Source organism: Streptomyces sp. NRRL B-24572, assembly GCF_002156145.1.
Taxonomy (GTDB): Bacteria; Actinomycetota; Actinomycetes; order Streptomycetales; family Streptomycetaceae; genus Streptomyces; species Streptomyces vietnamensis.
Window position 1 is genome coordinate 1 of the sequence record NZ_MWIG01000591.1, and the last position, 18,030, is coordinate 18,030.

At 71.8% G+C, this 18,030-nt stretch carries 24 protein-coding genes and 1 tRNA gene; 9 read left to right on the plus strand and 16 right to left on the minus strand.

Annotated elements, in window-relative coordinates:
* The 14 genes from CCN56_RS30925 to CCN56_RS30985 form a co-directional block, all read right to left on the minus strand.
* Nucleotides 1-710 (minus strand): bifunctional DNA primase/polymerase (locus CCN56_RS30925; RefSeq protein WP_086831251.1); only part of this gene is annotated, 710 nt, incomplete at its 3' end.
* 84 nt (nucleotides 711-794) lie between these two features.
* A complete protein-coding gene (locus tag CCN56_RS43520) occupies nucleotides 795-1,454 on the minus strand; it encodes a hypothetical protein (RefSeq protein WP_179200042.1) in 660 nt (219 codons plus the stop codon).
* Nucleotides 1,455-1,465: 11 nt separating this feature from the next.
* Entirely contained in the window at nucleotides 1,466-1,654 is a 189-nt protein-coding gene (locus tag CCN56_RS30935) for a hypothetical protein (protein ID WP_086831233.1), read from the minus strand.
* Nucleotides 1,655-1,691: 37 nt separating this feature from the next.
* Entirely contained in the window at nucleotides 1,692-1,943 is a 252-nt protein-coding gene (locus CCN56_RS30940; protein WP_086831234.1) for a hypothetical protein, read from the minus strand.
* A 141-nt stretch (nucleotides 1,944-2,084) separates the two neighbouring features.
* Nucleotides 2,085-4,265 (minus strand): cell division protein FtsK, encoded by a 2,181-nt coding sequence (locus CCN56_RS30945; protein WP_179200043.1) that lies wholly within the window; start codon nucleotides 4,263-4,265, stop codon nucleotides 2,085-2,087.
* A gap of 83 nt (nucleotides 4,266-4,348) precedes the next feature.
* Nucleotides 4,349-4,537, minus strand: a complete 189-nt coding sequence (locus tag CCN56_RS30950) for a DUF6257 family protein (protein ID WP_086831235.1) — start codon at nucleotides 4,535-4,537, stop codon at nucleotides 4,349-4,351.
* A gap of 2 nt (nucleotides 4,538-4,539) precedes the next feature.
* Nucleotides 4,540-4,710, minus strand: a complete 171-nt coding sequence (locus CCN56_RS43525; protein ID WP_179200044.1) for a hypothetical protein — start codon at nucleotides 4,708-4,710, stop codon at nucleotides 4,540-4,542.
* A gap of 74 nt (nucleotides 4,711-4,784) precedes the next feature.
* Nucleotides 4,785-5,165, minus strand: a complete 381-nt coding sequence (locus CCN56_RS30955) for a DUF6251 family protein (protein ID WP_086831236.1) — start codon at nucleotides 5,163-5,165, stop codon at nucleotides 4,785-4,787.
* Nucleotides 5,162-5,347, minus strand: coding sequence for a hypothetical protein (locus tag CCN56_RS30960; protein WP_086831237.1), 186 nt, complete (start codon nucleotides 5,345-5,347; stop codon nucleotides 5,162-5,164). Before CCN56_RS30960 ends, CCN56_RS30955 begins: the two co-directional genes overlap by 4 nt.
* Nucleotides 5,348-5,361: 14 nt before the next feature.
* Complete coding sequence (locus CCN56_RS30965) at nucleotides 5,362-5,709, minus strand: RRQRL motif-containing zinc-binding protein (protein ID WP_086831238.1); 348 nt, start codon at nucleotides 5,707-5,709, stop codon at nucleotides 5,362-5,364.
* The gene (locus tag CCN56_RS30970) at nucleotides 5,706-6,851 is read right to left on the minus strand and encodes a conjugal transfer protein (protein ID WP_086831253.1); all 1,146 of its coding nucleotides are present in this window, start codon (nucleotides 6,849-6,851) and stop codon (nucleotides 5,706-5,708) included. Before CCN56_RS30970 ends, CCN56_RS30965 begins: the two co-directional genes overlap by 4 nt.
* Complete coding sequence (locus tag CCN56_RS30975; RefSeq protein WP_086831239.1) at nucleotides 6,848-7,114, minus strand: hypothetical protein; 267 nt, start codon at nucleotides 7,112-7,114, stop codon at nucleotides 6,848-6,850. The genes CCN56_RS30970 and CCN56_RS30975 overlap by 4 nt, the downstream gene beginning before the upstream one ends.
* On the minus strand, nucleotides 7,114-7,713 hold the full coding sequence (locus CCN56_RS30980; RefSeq protein ID WP_086831240.1) for a hypothetical protein: 600 nt from the start codon (nucleotides 7,711-7,713) through the stop codon (nucleotides 7,114-7,116). Before CCN56_RS30980 ends, CCN56_RS30975 begins: the two co-directional genes overlap by 1 nt.
* On the minus strand, nucleotides 7,713-7,979 hold the full coding sequence (locus tag CCN56_RS30985; RefSeq protein ID WP_086831241.1) for a DUF6284 family protein: 267 nt from the start codon (nucleotides 7,977-7,979) through the stop codon (nucleotides 7,713-7,715). Before CCN56_RS30985 ends, CCN56_RS30980 begins: the two co-directional genes overlap by 1 nt.
* Nucleotides 7,980-8,640: 661 nt before the next feature.
* Between CCN56_RS30985 and CCN56_RS30990 the strand changes: the two genes are divergently transcribed.
* Nucleotides 8,641-9,774 carry a regulator gene (locus tag CCN56_RS30990; RefSeq protein WP_086831242.1) on the plus strand — a complete coding sequence of 378 codons (1,134 nt, stop codon included), beginning with the start codon at nucleotides 8,641-8,643 and terminating at the stop codon, nucleotides 9,772-9,774.
* On the opposite strand, the gene CCN56_RS30995 is transcribed toward CCN56_RS30990, so the two are convergent.
* Nucleotides 9,758-10,534 carry an NUDIX domain-containing protein gene (locus tag CCN56_RS30995; protein ID WP_086831243.1) on the minus strand — a complete coding sequence of 259 codons (777 nt, stop codon included), beginning with the start codon at nucleotides 10,532-10,534 and terminating at the stop codon, nucleotides 9,758-9,760. The two genes, CCN56_RS30990 and CCN56_RS30995, sit on opposite strands and share 17 nt — an antisense overlap.
* A 229-nt stretch (nucleotides 10,535-10,763) precedes the next feature.
* Here CCN56_RS30995 and CCN56_RS43530 point away from each other — a divergent pair.
* Together CCN56_RS43530 and CCN56_RS31000 are read left to right on the plus strand one after the other, a co-directional pair.
* Nucleotides 10,764-10,847 (plus strand) — tRNA-Ser (locus CCN56_RS43530).
* A gap of 246 nt (nucleotides 10,848-11,093) precedes the next feature.
* A complete protein-coding gene (locus CCN56_RS31000; RefSeq protein ID WP_086831244.1) occupies nucleotides 11,094-11,285 on the plus strand; it encodes an antitoxin in 192 nt (63 codons plus the stop codon).
* Nucleotides 11,286-11,377: 92 nt separating this feature from the next.
* Here CCN56_RS31000 and CCN56_RS43535 read toward each other — a convergent pair whose 3' ends face one another.
* Nucleotides 11,378-12,676 (minus strand): hypothetical protein, encoded by a 1,299-nt coding sequence (locus tag CCN56_RS43535; RefSeq protein ID WP_086831245.1) that lies wholly within the window; start codon nucleotides 12,674-12,676, stop codon nucleotides 11,378-11,380.
* Nucleotides 12,677-13,078: 402 nt separating this feature from the next.
* Here CCN56_RS43535 and CCN56_RS31010 point away from each other — a divergent pair, with 402 nt between their 5' ends.
* From CCN56_RS31010 to CCN56_RS31035, 6 genes are all read left to right on the plus strand, one after another.
* Complete coding sequence (locus tag CCN56_RS31010) at nucleotides 13,079-13,594, plus strand: O-acetyl-ADP-ribose deacetylase (protein ID WP_086831246.1); 516 nt, start codon at nucleotides 13,079-13,081, stop codon at nucleotides 13,592-13,594.
* 443 nt (nucleotides 13,595-14,037) lie between these two features.
* Nucleotides 14,038-14,343, plus strand: coding sequence for a hypothetical protein (locus tag CCN56_RS31015; RefSeq protein WP_041130262.1), 306 nt, complete (start codon nucleotides 14,038-14,040; stop codon nucleotides 14,341-14,343).
* Between the two features lie 196 nt (nucleotides 14,344-14,539).
* A complete protein-coding gene (locus tag CCN56_RS31020; protein WP_086831247.1) occupies nucleotides 14,540-15,706 on the plus strand; it encodes an acyl-CoA dehydrogenase family protein in 1,167 nt (388 codons plus the stop codon).
* A gap of 53 nt (nucleotides 15,707-15,759) precedes the next feature.
* Nucleotides 15,760-16,710 (plus strand): bifunctional MaoC family dehydratase N-terminal/OB-fold nucleic acid binding domain-containing protein, encoded by a 951-nt coding sequence (locus CCN56_RS31025; RefSeq protein ID WP_256962264.1) that lies wholly within the window; start codon nucleotides 15,760-15,762, stop codon nucleotides 16,708-16,710.
* Between the two features lies 1 nt (nucleotide 16,711).
* Complete coding sequence (locus CCN56_RS31030; RefSeq protein ID WP_086831249.1) at nucleotides 16,712-17,743, plus strand: acyl-CoA dehydrogenase family protein; 1,032 nt, start codon at nucleotides 16,712-16,714, stop codon at nucleotides 17,741-17,743.
* A partial coding sequence (locus tag CCN56_RS31035) for a MaoC/PaaZ C-terminal domain-containing protein (protein ID WP_086831250.1) occupies nucleotides 17,743-18,030 on the plus strand: 288 nt, incomplete at its 3' end. The genes CCN56_RS31030 and CCN56_RS31035, both read left to right, overlap by 1 nt.

Genomic DNA, 18,030 nt, shown 5'->3' on the forward strand with positions numbered 1-18,030 from the left:
TCGGTGCGGGCCCTGACGTGCGCGAGACCGCGCTCCAGCCCGGTGCGGACGTACCCCTCGGTGTGGCGGCAGCCGGTGGCCACGCTTCGGTCCCACCGGGCGCGGGCCAGGGAGGAAGAGTCCACCGCCTCCCCGGGCCGGGTGGTCTCTTCCCTCTCGACGAGCGCGAGGACGGCCGGCGGCAGCACCGCCATCGTTCCGGCGCCGGGGCCGAGCCACCGGGCGTAGGCCATGAGGGACTTGATGTCGACACCGTCACGGACGTGGTTGGCGGAGGGCATCGTTCCCCGGTAAACCCAGTGCTCCCCGCGCGTCGTGGTGACCGTGCGGGTCGGCGGCAGCGTGGCGCGGGCCCAGTCGACGGCGTCGGCGTCGTCCAGGTCGACCACGGTGACCCCGGCGCCGCCCGGGTGATAGGCGACGCCGACGGACTGCCGCCATGCGTTTGCCCACGCGGCCGACTTGATGATGTGCGGGTCGGCGGTGGCGGCGGCCCACGCGTGGCACGGCCGGGGGCAGGCACAGGGCCCGGGGGTCTTCATGTTCGGCCGGCCGCCGCACGCGTTCTCGGTGCAGTCGGGGCAGTTGCCGAACGGGCCCTTCCCGGCCCGCAGCGGCAGCACCGGCATGTAGCCCGCTGCGAGGTGCAGGGCGGTGGCGAGGTGACGTCCGGTCCGGGCGTCTCGCCGGATCGGGATCGGATGGGTCATGCTGGGTGTCTCCAGTTCTCTAGGCAGTGCTGGCAGGCGAGGGCGGCCCCGGTCTTTGGCGAGAGGGGGCCGCCCTCGGCGTAGCTACTGGTGGGTGATCCAGCGGGCGTACTGCTGGCGGACGTAGTGGCGGGGGTCGCAGATGACGGCCGCGTCGTCGACGTCCATGAGGCGCCGTGCGGCCCGGTCGGCGGCTTCGGTGGCGTCGCCGGGCTCGCCGACGTGCTCGTCGGCGAGGGCGATGCGGTCGAGGAGGGCGGCCTTGCGGAGCCAGAACTCCCGGCTCGTCTCGCTGCCGAACGGCCGCTCGGCGGCGGTGCGGGCGGTCCAGCCGATCTCGCTGATGGTGGACGGGGCCTTGGCGTAGGCCTGCTCGGGTGTCGGCCAGTCCTGCGCGGTGGGCCGGGTCAGAAGGTCGAGCGCGGTGGCGATGTGCTGGGCGGCGGTGTCGGCGATGTGGGTGGCGGCCTGGTCGAGGGCCTCGCGCACCGCCTTGTGGTGGGGGGTCTGCTCGTCCAGGTTGCCGCTGAGCTCGCGGAAGATCTGGGCGAAGAGCGCGAGCAGGCCCGTGGCGCTGTTGGCGGGGTCGTGGAACGTGGCGAGGACCGGGCGGAGGTCGGCCGGGGTGACGCTGTAGCGGGCCTCGCGGGCCATGTCGCACAGCTCGCGGCGGACGTCGTGGTTGAGGTAGGGCCAGAAGGGGTTGGTGACGGATCCGGTCTCGTGCTGGGCGGTCTCGGACACAGTGGTTCTCCTCAGAGGCTGGAGAGGGCGTCGATGACGCTCTCGGTGAGCTGGTTGATGGGCTTGGAGGCGCCGGTGGAGGCGAGGAAGAACCCGAACATCACGGCGATGAACGCGGAGCCGGGGCCGAGGGTTTTGGAGCGGAGCAGGAAGAACAGGACGAGTCCGAAGAGGGCGACGAGCGAGACGGTTATGGCCACGGTTAGTGGGCTCCGTTCGGCTGAGGGTGGGCGGGGGTCAGCGGGTGCCGGCGCGGTAGGTGCGGGAGGCGCGGTTGTAGAGCCAGCGGCCGACGCGGATGCGTTTGCCGGTGGCCTGGCAGCGGCGGCAGTCCTTGCCGCGCTTGGGTCGTCCCTTGCGGTCGGTTCGGGTCAGGTGGCCCATGCCGTGGCACGTGCGGCAGTCACCGAACGGCGAGGCCGCACACTTCGCCGCATAACCGAGGGTGACGGCGAGCAGGCAGGCGATAGCGAGCAGGGCGGGGGTCATGAAGGGCCCTCCCAGGCGGTTTCCAGGGGTTTTCGCAGGTGGGCCGCTATCCGCTAGCGGCCTGATCAGAGCAGGTTTGGGGCGCTAGCGGAGCCGCTAACGTTAGCGGGGGATGCCGCTAGCGCTAGCGGCCCCGGAGCCTCAGCCCGCGTCCCGCTTTCCGTCACGCTCCGCGACGATGGTGGTGAGGTGGGCGCGGGTGATGCCCCGCCGGTTGACGACCTTGCCCTCCACCCGGCGGCCGACCTGGCCGGTGGCGATGCCGTGCGGCTTGAGCGCGGCGGCCAGCGCGTCGGGCTCCCATCCGCCGTAGACGTCCGGGCGCAGCTCGGCGAGCCGGGCCACGACGGTCTCGGACCACACCTTGGTCTCGGCGGCGGGGACGACGGCGAGGATGTCGGCGAGCAGATCGTAGGCCGGTCCGGTCACCACCTCCGGCGCCTCGCCCATGGCGTAGCCGGTGAGGAGTCCGGCCTTCTCGCGGGCGGTGCGGGCCCGGGCGGCGATCGCCTCGGCGCCGGGGGCGTCGACGTAGACGGAGGAGACGATCCTCGCGTCGGAGCCCTCGCCCACGAAGTAGTGGATGCCCTTGTCGCCCCAGGCGAACATGGTGGCCCGCACGCCCCGCTTGTAGGCGGAGGTGCCGAGGACCATGTCGTTCTCGGTCTGGCCCATGACCTTCAGGCACCAGCGGGCGCCGGCGTTCGCCGAGATGCCCGTGGGCAGCGACTTCGCGTCGGGCCGCTGGGTGGCGAGCAGCAGTACGATCCCGGTCGCGGGGCCGCGCTTGACCAGGTCGGTGGCGATCTCCTCGAACTCCTTGCCGTGCGCGGCGTGTTCGAAGAGCACCTGGCACTCGTCCACGCCGACCACGATCGGGTGCAGCCCGAGCGAGGTCATGTCGGCGAGCTGGGAGGTGACCTTGTTCTCCGGGCAGATGTCGCGCGGCAGGGAGCGGATCACGCCGGTGCGGCGGCGCAGCTCCTCGCGCAGCGCGCGGAAGTCGGCGAGCGCGTACTCGATGGTCTCGTCGTCGTCGCCGGCGGCGTGCCGGTGGGAGACGGCGTTGCCGACCGGGTCGAGGTCGCCGGTGCCCTTCATGTCGTAGGTGTGGACCTCGGCCCGGGGGTCGAGCGCGGCGATGAGCAGCAGCAGTCGCAGCAGGAACGTCTTGCCCATGCGGGGGATCGCACCGATCACACCGGCGATGTACATCAGGGTGACGTCGACCCAGCGGCCGCGCTGGTCGGTGCCGTAGGCCACGGGCCGGAACAGGTCCACCGACCCGGACTTGGCGAGCGGCCAGGCGGGCTTCTTCGCCTTGGTGAGGTCCTGGTCGCCGACCCACAGGACCATGCGGCCGGGGTGTTCCTCGGAGGCGGGCTCGGGCCACACGCAGCCGAGGGGGCGGCGCAGGCCGGAGGCGAGACGTTCGCGGCGTTCGATGACGTCGGTGACCGTGACGCCGTAGGGGAGGTTGCCCTCGGCGCGCCAGCCGGGGCCGTCGCGGGTGATCGGGGCGGTGAACTCGAACCCGTCCCGGCCCTTGCCTTGCGCCTGGTTGATCGCGGGGATGCCGAGCGCTCCGAGGGCGCGCAGCACGATGTCGGAGGTCAGCTTCGTCGCCCGCGGCAGCTCCACCGCGCGGTGGACGACCGGGCTGTCCGCCTTGCGGCCGGCCGCGCCGAGAGCGAGCAGGACCGTGCCCACCGAGACCGCCTGCACCCAGCCGGGGGCGAGGACGTAGATGGCGAGCGCGGTCGTCAGGCCGGTGAACAGGGCGAGGGCGGCGATGATGCCGCGCAGCTTCACCCGGCTGTCGCGCTGCGCGGACAGCCGCAGGTACTCGGCGGCGTCCTCGCGCCGCACGGCGGCGAGCCGGACCGCCTCGCCCTCGCGATCGGTCACCCACCGCATCGCACCGCCGATGAACCGGGCCGCGCCGACCGGCGACTGAAGCGCGAGCCGGGCGGCGTAGATGGGGGCGCGCAGCGCGTGGTAGCTGACGGTGTGGGTGTAGTGGCGGGCCACCCATCCGGCAGCGGTGCGGAGTTCAGCGGTGGACCGCAGCCAGACCGGGATGACCTCCCGGCGCTTGGCTCCGGCCAGCCGGCCGAGGTACCCGGGACCGGCCGCGACCGGGGTGGGCTGGTCGACCACCACCCGACCGGTCTCCGGCTCCGGTTCGGCCGGGTCGGTGGTCCGGGCGGCGCGGGCCTTGTCAAGGTCGACTACCTCGGCGCCGTGGTCGGCCGGCCGGTCGGCGGTCATCTCCGCTTCCAGGCGGACGAAGAGGTCGTGGTCGTCGTCGGGGTGCTTCACTGAAGCGTCCTCTCTTCGTGAGGGAACAGATGGGCCCGGGGCGGTCGGGATGCTTGGCGGCTGTCGGCCGCCCCGGGGCACAGCTACTTGCGCTTGTCCTTCTTGGCGTTCTTCTCGGCGCGCTCGCGGGCCTTGTCGATGACGCGGTCGACCTTCTTCTCCAGGTCGCCCTGGTAGACGGACTCGCCGGCGATGCCGCGCTTGCACATGCGGGCGACGTACCAGGCGACCTTCGTCTTCTCTCCGGCGGTCAGCTTCGGGGTGTCGGCCATGGCTACTTCTCCTCGCTGGTCTGGGCGTTGGCGGCGGCTTCGGTGGTGGCGGCGGCCTGGGCGAGGCGGGCCCACACGGCGGCCTCCTCGATCGCGGCCGGGCTGGGGTGGCCGCCGAAGAGGGCGTTGCGGAGCAGCTTCTCCGCCTTCTCGCGGTACTCGCGGCTGGTCACGGGGGTCCCTTCCGGGGCCGGGGCTGTCCCGACTCCCCACGACCCCCGCACCGGGCGGGGATCGCAGGCAGGCGTCAGCGGCGGCGCTTACGGGTCTTGGCCAGGGTCTTGGCGGCGGCCTTGCCGTCCGGGCCGCCGACCGACCTCACGACGCTCACGACACCCCAGGACAGGACGGCGGCCAGGAACGCGAGCAGGGCCAGGTTCGCCGCGATCGCGGTCAGCGCGCCGACCAGCAGGGGGCCGAAGTAGACCCCGGCGGCGACCGTGCCGGCGCCGATCCCGGAGCCGAGCGCGATGCGCTGGACGGTGCGGTCCGGCGGCGCCTGGTGGATGTGCTGGTGGACCACCTGCGGCACCGGCGCGGGCTGGATCGGGGTGGGGAGGTGGTCGGCGTAGGTGTAGGTGCCGTCCGGGAGCTGTACGACCCGGAGCGGCTCGGGCAGGTTGTTCACGGCTGCTTCCCTTCGGCTCGGACCTTCTCCGTCCAGGCGTCCTGGAGTCGGGTGAACTCGGCGTGGATGGGGTCGCCCTTGGCGCACGGCTCGCCCTCCTGGCAGTCCAGGCAGATGCCGACGTGCTTGGCGGACTCCTCGAAGGAATGCATGTAGTCGATGAACAGCTGGTCGTCGTTCATGGAGTTCTCCCTGTTCACGGCTCGGTGAGGACGGCGTGGGTGTCGGGGTAGGCGCAGGGGGTGCACATGCCGAGCGAGGGAGGAATCCGGTACCCGGCGTCCCGCCCGCACTCGGGGCAGAGCCGCCGGGCCGCGTTCGCCTTGGCCAGGGCCGCCCGCTTGGCCGGGGTCATCGGCCGGACGGGCTTGGCCCGGTCGATGCGGTAGAGGAAGGCGATGAGCGGTTCGCGTCGGCGGCGGGGGCGTTCGAGCTGGGCCACGACCGGCTGACCGGCCGGCCGCAGCCCGAGCGCGCGGAGCTGCCGGAAGGTGGCCAGCCCCTCGGGCGCGAGACGCCACCGGTAGACGGGGATCGCGCTCACGCCGCCTCACCGCGCTCGGCCCGCAGGGTCTCGCGCAGCCACCGACCCTTCTCCGGCGATGTGCGAACCGCCCGCCGGATCCGATCGGCCGTCAGGTTCTCCACCGGCCACGACTCCGTCACCCGCCGCGCCTCGGCGAGGAGTTCATCGCGGCTGCGGCGGGGTTGGGTCGACTTGGCCGCCTCCGGCACCCGGCGGGTCACCCGCTTGGCCGACGGTGCCTGCTCGGCCGCGTCGACCCGCTTGGACACCCGATCGGTCGACTCCGCCGAAGCGGGCCCGGTGGGCTCTTCCAGCTGGAACAGGTCGTACGGGCTGCGCTCGGCCGGGGCCGGTTCGAGAGCCGGTACGGGCAGGTCAGAGGTAGACCGTTCCGTTATGGTCTGGGTCGGTTCCTCCATCTTTGCGGGGTGGATCGGTCGGGTAGACCGGTCGACCTCCAGCTCCACCGTCATGGCGACCGGTTCATCGATCGGTCCGGCGGCCAGGGCGGGGGTGGCCGGGACGCCGAACATGTCGGCGAGGGCCGCGTCGGCACCGGCGGTGATGTGGTCGCGCTGTACCTCGACCAGTCGGGTGCCCAGGGTGTGATCCCCGGTGCCGACCTTCCGGGCCAGTCGCCAGGAGGCCCGTTCGGAGCGCTTGCGGGTCCACTCCCCGGGGTGGTTCGCGGCGCGGGCCCGGTGGTAGGCCAGGGCCTGCACGATCGCGGCGGTGTGTGCTTCGGCCTCGGCGTCGTGGCCGTCGCGGTAGACGACGATCCGGCGGGCGAGGAACGCGGCGCCCTCGGCGGAGGCGGTCATGCCCATCGGGGTCAGGGCGTAGATGACCATCTCGCCCGGACTCTTGGCTGCGGTGGCGGACATGGCGGCCGCAGCGGTGGGAAGAGCCCACAGCCCGGCCCGGATCACGCGCGGCGAGGACTGCCCCAGCAGCGTCAGGCCGAGCAGCACGATCGCCAGCACGGCGGTGGCGCCCTCACCGGCCGCGACCGCGCCGACAGCGGTGCCGGAGCCGTAGGCGGCCTTGATGTTGGTGTAGGTGCCGTATCCGCCGGCGCCGCCGGTGGCGAGCATCGGCACGAACGCCGCCCCCAGGACGATGCGCTGGAGCTTGCTCAGCTCCTTGCCCGTGGCGTTCACCGGCGCCACCCCCGCCGCTTGGGCTCCTCGGTGAAGGTGGCGTAGTCGCCGGGCGGGTAGACGTAGTTGCTCAGCGCGCCTTCGGCGGCCACGGCCGTCGCGCCGAGCAGGGAGATGCCGGCGGCGGCGATGGTGCTGTGGTCGGCGGCCGTGTCCGCCAGCACTCCGGCGGCCTGCGTCGCGCGCCGGGCCAGGTTCGGTGTGCCGCTCGGGTCGGTCATGTGGTTGATCGCCAGGTCGCGGATCCGGTCTCGGATGCCCATCACGCCACCGCCCCGGGCACCGGCGCGTTGATCAGGCCGGTCATGGCGGCGATCTGCTCGCCGGTGAGCTTGGTGTGCTCGTTCATGGCGTGGGCCACGGTGCGGATCTCCCGCCACAGGTGGCCGACCTTCCGCAGGGCCATGCCCCGAACCTGCCCCCACGACTTCCCGCCCGCCGGAACGTGGTCACAGGCGATCCGGTGACCGGTCTCGGCGGCGATGTCGATGGCGTGCTGGCGGTCATGGTCGGCGTCGCAGGCGGCGGCCCGCTCCGGCGTCCACAACCCGGAGGCCATCAGGTAGTGGACCTCGGCCACCGTGCCGGCGGCGGCCTGCGCGGCGAACCGCCACGGCGGGACGACCTGCTCGGTCACGACCGTCGTCAGCCCCGTGAGTTCCCAGCGGCCGGGCCCGGGTTCCCAGGCGACGACCTCACTGGAGCGCACGTGAAAGCCGTAGGACATGGCGAGCACGGCGTGACCGGCCTCGTGGAAGGCCATGCTGAGCCGGGAGTCCTCGTAGCCGAGCATGGCCGGCAGGGTGGGGCGAAGGTTGCCCCGGTGGTCGAGCAGAACGGCGGGGTCGGGGACGGTGGCCATCACGCGGCACCGCCCGCCTGCGCCACGCCGGCGCGGTTGGTCAGGGTCCGGCGCTCGTCCAGGACCCGGTTACGGGCCCGGCGGATCCGCCGCTCGTCCAGCGCGGTGGCCGGACGGTCGAGGATCATGATCTGCGCGTCGAGCAGGTCGATCTCCGCCAGGATCAGCGGCATCTCCTGCTCGATCGCGTCCAGCTCCGCGTCCGACGGCTCACCGTCGAACGGGGTGGCCGTAACAACGGCCTGAAGTGCAGCGATGGACTTCATTGGGTGTGTTCCTCTCAGACAGGAACGGCCCGAACCGACCCCCCGGTGCTCGAACACCGGGGGGTCTCGCCGTTGGAACCAGGTGTTCCGGCTCCCTTCAACCCCGCCCGTACGGCGCCCCACGAGGGGCCCGGACGGGCGGAGGAGGCAACCGGCCGCAGCACCGCTGCGCAGGTGACCTGACATCCGCGAATCACCGGATAGTCCGGTGCGCCGAAGCGGCGGATCAGGAGGACGCGGAGGGCGCTGCCGCCGTGCCGGTCCAGCACGAACGGCGCGCCCAAAGTCTTCGTCGGTACATCGAGACCCCCTCGGGTCGATCTGATCGGGACAAGCACTGCAAGGGGGACCTGCGTCCCCACCCTCCGGCCGTTGCTCGCGGTCACCGGGCCACCTCGCCAGTCGGGCCGAAGCCCTGTCCTCTGGCCTTCAGCGGGATCGCAGCGTCCCCGCCTTGAACACACGCCGTCCGAGCCTTTGTGGCCCATCTGGTGCGCACCAATAGATTGACATCTGGTGCGCACCAGATGCAACCCCTTCTTCGGGTTGCGTGTCGGTGTGCTCCTCCAGAGAACGGCCCGAGTGGGGTGTCTCGGTAGCCAACTGGGGTTAACCTCAGGGGGGTTAACCAGCTCTCACCTGGGGCTTTACAGGAGGCGGCGTGGCTAAGGGGTTAAGAGCGATCCGGACCGCGCGAGGGTGGTCGCAGGATCGGCTGGTTCACGAGATGCGGCGGTTCGCGGAACAACGACTGCTCGACATCGCCGCAGCGGCCAGCCTTAAGACCTACATCTCTGAGTGGGAGAACGGCCGACGCACCATCACGGACCGATACGCCGCGATCCTCCGGCCGCTCTTGGGCGCCACGGACGCCGAGCTGCGCGGCGAGACCGAAGCGCAGGAGCCGCAGGCGGACGGATACGCGGACCTGCTCAGTCGAATCGATGCGGCGGGCAGTCTGAGCGAGTCCATGGTCCCGTCGTTCCTGGCCCAGACCGAGCTGCTCCGCACCATGGACCGCCAGATGGGTGCGACCGGCTTGGTCGACCAGATGAACGGCCACCTAGCGGCCATGGAGGAGGCGCTCACCTTCGCCGTACTGCCGGGGATGCGGAGGCCCATCGCGACGGCCCTCGCAGGAGCCTCCACCCTCGCTGCGTGGCAGGCACTGGACGCTGGTGCCGTGGATCGGGCATGGCGAAGGTACGAGCTTGCCAAGAAGGCAGCCCAGGATGCCGACTCCCCGCTCTACCTGGCACACGCCATGGGCGAGCAGGCGTATGTACTCGCGGAGGCCGGCCGACCTCAGCTCGCGGTGGAGCTGGTACGAGACGCGCAGCGCACCCAACCCGAGCGTCAGTCGCCGCGGCTGCGGGCGTGGCTGGCCGCCGCCGAAGCTGAGCTGTGCGCCGCCGCTGGGCCCGAGATGGAGTCGGCGGCGCGGTCGGCACTTGAGCGGGCGACCGCGCTCCTCCCCGATGACGGCGAGACGCGCGACGCCGACATGCTGAGCATCTTCCTCAACACCGGTCACCTGACGCGGTGGCGCGGGAACGTTCTCGCCAAGCTCGGCGACGCCTCAGCGATGGAGGAGCTGTACGCGTCGCTCGACAGCGCCGACGATTCCTTTGTGCGCGCGAACTCCGGGCTGTACTGCGACCTCACCCAGGCGCACCTGGCCCGGGGAGAGCTGGACGACGCGCGGTCCCATCTTCAGAAGGCCAGGTTGCTGGCGAACCGCACGGGCTCCGTGCGGTTCCGCCGGCGGGTGGAACTCCTTACCGGTCGCCTCTAGTCCGGGACGCCAGGATGTGGAGCAGGGCCACGAGCGTGCCCGACCCCATGAGCTTGCCCTCGGACATGAGGCGCGGGATGTCGGCGAGGGGGATCCAGGCGATCTCGCCCGCCTCCTCGGCGTCGGTCGGCTCGCCGACCTTCTCAGCCCCACGGGCCACGAAGATCTCGTGCGGCGAGTCGACCATCCCGATCATCGGCTGATAGCTGACGACGTGCTCGACGGGGCCGGGACGCCAGCCCGTTTCTTCCTCGGTCTCGCGGGCCGCCGTGGTGGCGGCGTCCTCGCCCGCGTCCACGATCCCGCCGGGCAGCTCCCACCCCCACTGTTCCGGCACGAAGCGGTAGCGCCACAGCATGAGCACGCGGTCTTGGTCGTCGATCACGGCGGTGATGGCTACGCGGAAGAGCCGGACGACGTGATGCTCGAAGCGCTCGACGCCGGGAGGCTCGACGTCGACCAGGTCCAGATTCACCCAGCGGTTCTCGTAGACGTGGCGTGAGCCGTGGATCTTCCACGGCTCCATCTCCGCCGGCGTCGGGACACTCTCCCCGCCGAGGACGCGGTACGAGCTGCGGTCGTGGGCCTTGATGAAGTGCTCGTTCGCCAGACGTGCGAGTACCTGACGCAGCGCGGTACGACCGATCTCAAGCTCGGCGGTCAGCGTCCGCTCGGACGGCAGCTTCTCGCCCGGGCCGTAGCGGCCCGACTCGATCCACGATCGAATCGTCTCGTAGACCCTCTGCGTCTTGGGTCCCATCCTTGGCGCACTCTCCCGGATCGTCGGCTGGTGGTAGCCAGCGTATCGGGGGAGCAGAGCAGATGACTGGGCCATGTGAACCTCTCTTCCGGGGATCGCCCGGCCCCGGATGCCGGTCGCGAGTGGACAGCGGAGGAAGCCCCGGGAAGGGGCTGTTTCGGGGTCTCGTGGGCCATGTGTGGGCCAGAGCGGTCGCATAGAGGTCCCGGCCCGGGGAACGTGCAGGTCAGATGGGGGGTGACTGCTGTACGCCAGTCGGTCTTGAAAACCGTCGTGGCGAGAGTCACCGTGGGTTCAAATCCCACACCCACCGCAGCAGGTCGGAGAAGCAGCAGTTCAGAGGGCGGTCCCCGGAATCCGGGGACCGCCCTCTGCGTCAACCTGCCTCCCCCGTAGCCCGGTTCTCGATCCTCCTCCGGCGACTGGGCCGCCCCGGCGGACCGGGCGTGCACCGGCGAGGCGACGCGAGGGGAAGGCCACGATCGGGTCCCAGGAGATGCGGACCGTGCGAGCAGCGGCGATTCTGTAAAGGGCGAATCCACCGGCAAGGAGAGCCGCGATGTCTGTGATGGACAAGCTCAAGCAGATGCTGAAGGGCCACGAGAGTCAGGCTGGAACCGGCATCGACAAGGCGGGCGACTTCGTCGACGGGAAGACCCAGGGCAAGTACAGCGGCCAGGTCGACACGGCCCAGGAGAAGCTCAAGGAGCAGCTGGGGAACGACCGTGAGCAGACCGGCGGGCCCGAGTAGGAACCCACCGCAGACGAACGGCCCCTGACCGGATGGACGGTCAGGGGCTCGGGTGGGTTCAGGGGTGCAGTGGGTTCAGGGGTGCAGTGGGTTCAGGGGTGGCTGCGGGCCTGGGGGTTGTTCAGGCAGAGGGCGATGTTGCGGACCGCCGCGGTGAGTTCCTCGATCACCCGGGCCGCCTGCTCCGCGTTGTGGAAGACCGGGCGGTCGGTGAGGGAGCGGCTCAGCTCTTCCGCGGCCCGGACGGCGGGGCCGGCGTCCCCGGCGGGTACGGGAAGGGCCGCGGGTACGGGGGCGGCCGCGGGTGCCGTGCTCTGCGGGGGAGGCGGAGGGGCCGAGGAGTACGGCTCGGGCTCCGTCGTCCGGTAGCCGTCGAAGGACGGCGAGAAGGTGCCGGAGCCGACGGTCAGGGAGGCGCGCGCCTCCTCCCGTACGTGCTGCTGCGGGGCCGCGAAGTGGTCCTGGCCGTGCTGCGGGGCCGGGGCCGGGGTCGGCGCCTGGCCGTGCTGCGGGATCGGGGCCGGGGCCTGGCCGTGCTGCGGGATCGGGGTCGGCGCCTGGCCGTGCTGCGGGACCTGAGCCTGCCCGTGCTGCGGGGCCGGGACCTGGTCGTGCTGCGGGACCGGGGGCTGGGACTGGCGGGCGCGGGGCAGGACCAGGTGGTCGAAGCCCGGGAACGCCGGCGTGGTCGGGTGCGCGGCGGGCTGGGCGTACTCGCTCTGCCACTGCGCGCGGTAGTACTCCACCTGGTCCTCGCAGGAGGAGCGGGCGTGGAAGACCGCGGTGTCGTCGCCGAGGTCCGGGTACCAGAGGTTGGGTCCGGGGAAACGCACGGTCCGCATGCGGGGCTTGATCTGCTCGGCGCAGCCCATGCAGCAGCCCTCCGGCACGATGAGCGGGATGCCGCCGTTCTGCTCCGGATGCCGGGGGCCGCCCTCCGGGCTGTACTCCCCGTGGTGGCAGGGCGGCAGTTCGCCGCAGGCCCGGCAGACGGCGTAGTGCTCGGGGAGGACCGGCCAGTCCAGGCTGGCGGGGGCGCACCAGTGCTTCACCGCCGACCGGGGCAGGTTCTCGTCGCGCAGGACGAGCACCACCGGTCGTCGGTAGAACTCGGCGCGATCGGGGGCCGGTTTGAACGCCTGGTTGTCGGCCCGCCGCAGTTCGTTGGCGTGCCACCACAGCTCCACGTGGTCGCGCCACGCCTTCTCATAGGATTTCGGCCAGGAGTTGCCGGGGTAACCGGTGATCTCCAGGACGCGCCACGCCCGTCGGTCGAGCACGACGATGGAGCCGGCCCGGAGCCGCAGATGGGTGCCCTCGCCGTCCTCGTCCGGCCAGTCGTGGCGGCCGATGAGAGTGGGCTGGTCCGGGAGCCACCTGCGAATCTGCATGACACGCTCCTAGGCAATGAAACCGCGCGGTTTCAACTGGGGCAGTAGGTGACATTCTGAACAATTTAGGCGTCGCCTTGGGGGTTAGACACGCACACAGCGTTGATCGATTGAGGGTCGGAAACGCCTTCTGGCCCGGGTATTTCGCTTTCCCCGCCCGATCCGATCCGCCGGCGCGCGTCCCTCGGAGCGGCCGCCGCGGAGCCGGGCCGCAGCGGCCCGACACCCACCCGTACGCGTGACGTCGCTTCCAGCGGTGTCAGCCCGTACGTATGCATCCGTCCCGTGCAGGGGCCGCCGGCGGCTCCGGGCGGGGGTTTCCGGTCCGGAGAGGTGGTAAAGCGGCCGCTCCCGCCGCGGACGGGCCGGTAGGGTCCGGAAATCCGGAGACAGGGGTCTGAGATGCGCGTCGTACTCGTCCAGGGAGACATCACCGCCGAGGCGGCGGACGCGGTGGTCAACGCCGCGAACTCCTCGCTCCTCGGGGGCGGGGGAGTCGACGGAGCCATTCACCGGCGGGGCGGGCCGGAGATCCTCGCCGCCTGTCAGGACCTGCGGCGGTCGCACTACGGCAAGGGGCTGCCGACCGGGCAGGCCGTGGCGACCACGGCCGGACGGCTGCCGGCCCGGTACGTGATCCACACGGTCGGCCCGGTCTGGTCGCGGGACGAGGACCGCTCCGAGCTGCTGGCCTCCTGCTACCGGGAATCGCTGCGGGTCGCCGACGAGTTGGGGGCCCGTACGGTCGCGTTCCCGGCCATCTCCACCGGGATCTACGGCTGGCCGATGGCGGACGGCGCCCGGATCGCCGTGGAGACGGTACGGGCGGCCCGTACCGGGGTCGAGGAGGTCCGCTTCGTCCTCTTCGACGCGGCGGCGTACGCGGCTTTCGAGGCGGCCGTGGGGGATGCCGCGTAGCTCTCCGGGCGGCGGTACGGATTTCGCGGGCGAACGCATTCTCTTCGTCGGTCGATGCGTTCGATTCCTCCGGGGCGAAGACGCGCCGTGGCGTCCTTCCGAGAGAAGGATCGGCGGAAAATCTGCCGGAACGCTTCCTCCCTTGCGGCGCACCGGCCGTGCCGCCCTCCGGACCCCGCACCGACCTCCTCCACCCGTGTGAGCTGCGGCTTTCTCGTACCGCCGGGGTTTATCGGCTTGTCCTCACGCTTGCGGGGGAATCGGTCGCTCCGGGGTGGTTCGCCGGGGATTCGGTGGGCAACTCTGGATTCGCGACGTCGAGCACGAACGACCGAGGCGGTCGGCCAACCGCCTTGGAAATGGCCGTACTTCAGAGAAGTTCCGAAGTTCCGTAGAGCAGTTCCGTGCAACAGCATCAGCTTTCAGTTCCCGGAGGAACAGACATGGCAAGCATCCGTACCGCCCGCATCCTCGCCGCTGCCGCCGCCCTGCCCCTCGCCGCCGCGCTCTTCACCGGGGTGGCCCAGGCCGACAACGGCGGTTTCGCGGACGACGGATCGAACACGAGCGTCGCCACGATCATCGGCAGCGGTGTCGGCGGGCACAACCTCGGCAACTCGACCACGACGCAGCAGGTCGCGACCGGTTCCGGTGCCTCCAACCAGAACAACACGGCGAGTGTGAACGGCTCCGCCTTCACCCACATCGACCAGTCCAACAACGTGGTGAACTTCGTCCCGTGGTGGTGACCCGCGGCATGGGCACCGGCCCGACGGGGGGCGTGACCGTGGTGTGAACGACGGCCCGCACATCGGTACTTCGGTACCGGCGTGCGGGCCGTCGCGTTTTCGCGCGCGGCCTTTCGCGCGCGGCGCCGACCTTGACAGGGATCCCGTATCTGACGGACAGTCAGAAATCTCAGTCGTCCCACGGGAGGCCGTCGCCGTGCACCTCGCCCCGACCGAGCGGCAGCTACGGCTGCGCGCCGAACTCCGCGCGTACTTCCGGGACGTGATGCCCGACGGCCCGCCGCCCGCCGCCGACACCGCCGCCCAGCGGCGGCTGCTCCGCCGGATCGGCGACGACGGGCTCCTCGGCCTCGGCTGGCCCGAGGAGTACGGAGGGCAGGGCCGCGGGCCCGACGAGCAGTTCGTCTTCTTCGACGAGGCGTACCGCGCGGGCGCCCCCGTCTCGATGGTCACCCTCAACACCGTCGGCCCCACGCTCATGGCGTACGGCACCGAGGAGCAGAAGGCCTTCTTCCTGCCCCGGATCCTGCGCGGCGAGGCCGTCTTCGCCATCGGCTACAGCGAACCCGAGGCCGGCACCGACCTCGCCTCGCTCCGTACCCGGGCCGTACGCGACGGGGACTCCTGGCTGATCGACGGGCAGAAGATCTTCACCTCCAACGCCCAGAACGCCGACTGGATCTGGCTCGCCTGCCGCACCGACCCCGACGCGCCGCCGCACCGGGGCATCTCCATCGTCCTCGTCCCCACCGACTCCCCCGGTTTCTCCTGGACCCCGATCGAGACGGTGGGCGGGCTGACGACGACCGCCACGTACTACGACGGGATACGCGTCCCCGCGGGCAATCTCGTCGGGCCCGAGCACGGCGGCTGGGGCCTCATCACCAGCCAGCTCAACCACGAGCGGGTCGCGCTCGCCGCGATCGGCATGCAGGCCGAGGACTTCTTCACGGCCGTCCTCGACCGGGCGCGCACCCCCGATCCGGTGACGGGCCGGCGTCGCATCGACGAGCCGTGGGTCCGGATCAGGGCCGCCGAGGCACACGCCCGGCTGGCCGCGACCCGCCTGCTGAACTGGCGTCTGGTGGGTGACGTGGGGGCCGGCCGGCTGGCCCCGGGGGACGCGAGCGGCGTGAAGTTCGCCGGTACCGAATCGGCGGTGGAGGTCTATCGCATCTGTCAGGAGATCGCGGGCGGGCCGGGGACGGTGCGGGCCGGATCGCCGGGGGAGTTCGACGGCGGTGAGCTGGAGCGGATGAACCGGGCCGCGCAGATCAACACCTTCGGGGGAGGGGTGAGCGAGGTGCAGCGCGAGATCGTCGCGAGGATGCGGCTCGGCATGAAGGCGAGGGGGCGGCGATGAGCGGGACGGACAGTCGTACGGACAGCGGGACGGGCAGCGGTACGGACAGCCGTATGGACAGCGGTACGGATGCGGCCGATGCGTTGTACGAGCGGCTCGTGGCCTTCGTCGGGCGGCCCGCCGCCACCGCCGGGACCGGCAAGGACCCGGTCAACCTGCCGATGATCAGGCACTGGTGCGAGGCCATGGGGGACGCCCACCCCGCCTACACCGGGCCGGACGCCGTCGCGCCCCCGACGATGCTCCAGGCCTGGACGATGGGCGGGCTCTCCGGGCACACCGGCCGCTCGTCGGCGCACGAGGAGCTGTTCGCCCTCCTCGACGGCGCCGGATACACCTCGGTCGTCGCGACCGACTGCGAGCAGGAGTACCTGCGGCCGCTCCGCCCGGGCGACGAGATCGGCTTCGACACCGTCATCGAGTCCGTGTCGGAGCGCAAGACCACCAAGCTCGGCACCGGGCACTTCGTGACGACCAGGACGGACGTCCGGGCGGGCGGCGAACTCGCGGGCACGCACCGCTTCCGCATCCTCAAGTACGCCCCCGCCGCCCGGCCGTCCCCCGAGGCCGAGAAGCCCCGTCGCCCCCGGCCCGTCGTCAACCGGGACAACGCCGGCTTCTGGGAGGGCGTGGCCGCGCACCGGCTGCTCATCCAGCGCTGCGGCGAGTGCGCGGCCCTGCGGTTCCCCTGGCTGCCGGGGTGCGCCGAGTGCGGTTCGCGGGAGTGGGACACCGTCGAGGCGAGTGGCGAGGGGACCGTCTACTCGTACGTGGTGATGCACCACCCGTCCTTCCCCGCCTTCACCGTGTCCGATCATTCCGCTGACGCGGCGGGTCCGTACGCGGTCGGGCTGATCGAGCTCGCCGAGGGCGTGCGGATGATCAGCAACGTGGTGGGGGTGCCGTACGACAAGGTGCGGATCGGGATGCCCGTACGCCTTGAGTTCCTGCGGGTCGACGAGGAGCTTGAGCTTCCCGTCTTCCGCGCGGGCGGGGAGGACTGACATGGACTTCACCCCCACCGAGGAGCAGGAGGCCGCCCGGGAGCTCGCCGGGCGGATCTTCGCCGACCTCGCCACCCACGAGCGGCTCCGGGCCGCCGGGACCGGCACCGACGCCGAGCTCTGGAAGGCGCTCTGCGCGGCCGGGCTCCCGGGCGCCGTCGAGGAGACCGGCCTGCTCGGCCTGGTCCTGCTCCTGGAGGAGCAGGGGCGCAGGACGGCGCAGGTGCCGTTCGCCGCGAGCTGTGTGTACGGGATCCTCGCCGTCGCCCGGCACGGTACGGAGGAGCAGCGCGCCCGGCTCCTGCCCGGCCTCCGCGACGGCACGTCGGTGGTGACGGGCGCCTTCCCGGCGCCGGGAGCCGTCTCCTCACGCGCCGGGCGGCTCAGCGGGGCCGTGGAGTGGGTGCCGTGGCTCAGGGACGCCACCCACGTCCTCGTACCGGACGGGGACCGGGCCCTGTGGCTCGTCCGCACCGAGGACGCGGCCGCCGTCGAGGCCGTCGAGCTCACCGCGCCCTGGGCCGCCGCCCGGCTCGTCCTCGACGGGACGCCGGGGGAGCGCCTCGGCGGCACCGGGGCCGGGGCCCACGACGACGTGCTCGCCGCCGCGCGGATCGCCTTCGCCGGGCTCCAGGCCGGGGTGTGCGCCGGGTCCCTCGCCAGGGCCGTGGAGTACACCTCCGTACGCGAGCAGTTCGGGCGGCCGCTCTCGACCCACCAGGCGGTGCAACTGCGCGCCGCCGACGCCCACATGGACACCGAGGCCATCCGGGTCACCGCCTACGAGGCCGCCTGGCGCTTCGACGAGGGCCTCGACGCCGCCGGGGCGGCCCTGACCGCCGCCTGGTGGGCCTCCGAGGCGGGCAAGCGGGTCGTGCACGCCGGACAGCACCTCCACGGCGGCATGGGCGCGGACCTCGACCACCCCGTCCACCGGCACTTCCTGTGGGGCCGGCAGCTCGACGCGTACCTCGGCTGCGGCACCGAACTCCTCGCCGAACTCGGCGACCTGCTCGCGGAAGGGGACCTGTGATGAAGCCCGGGGACGAACTGCCGCCGCTGCGGATCCCGATCACCCGCACCCTGATCGTCGCCGGGGCCGTCGCCTCCCGCGACTACCAGGACGTGCACCACGACGCCGAACTGGCCCGGGAGAAGGGCTCTCCGGACATCTTCATGAACATCCTCACCACCAACGGGCTCGTCGGCCGGTACATCACCGACCACTTCGGCCCCCGGGCCGTCCTCCGCAAGGTCGCCATCCGGCTCGGCGCCCCCAACCATCCCGGGGACACCATGGTCCTGACCGGGACGGTCACC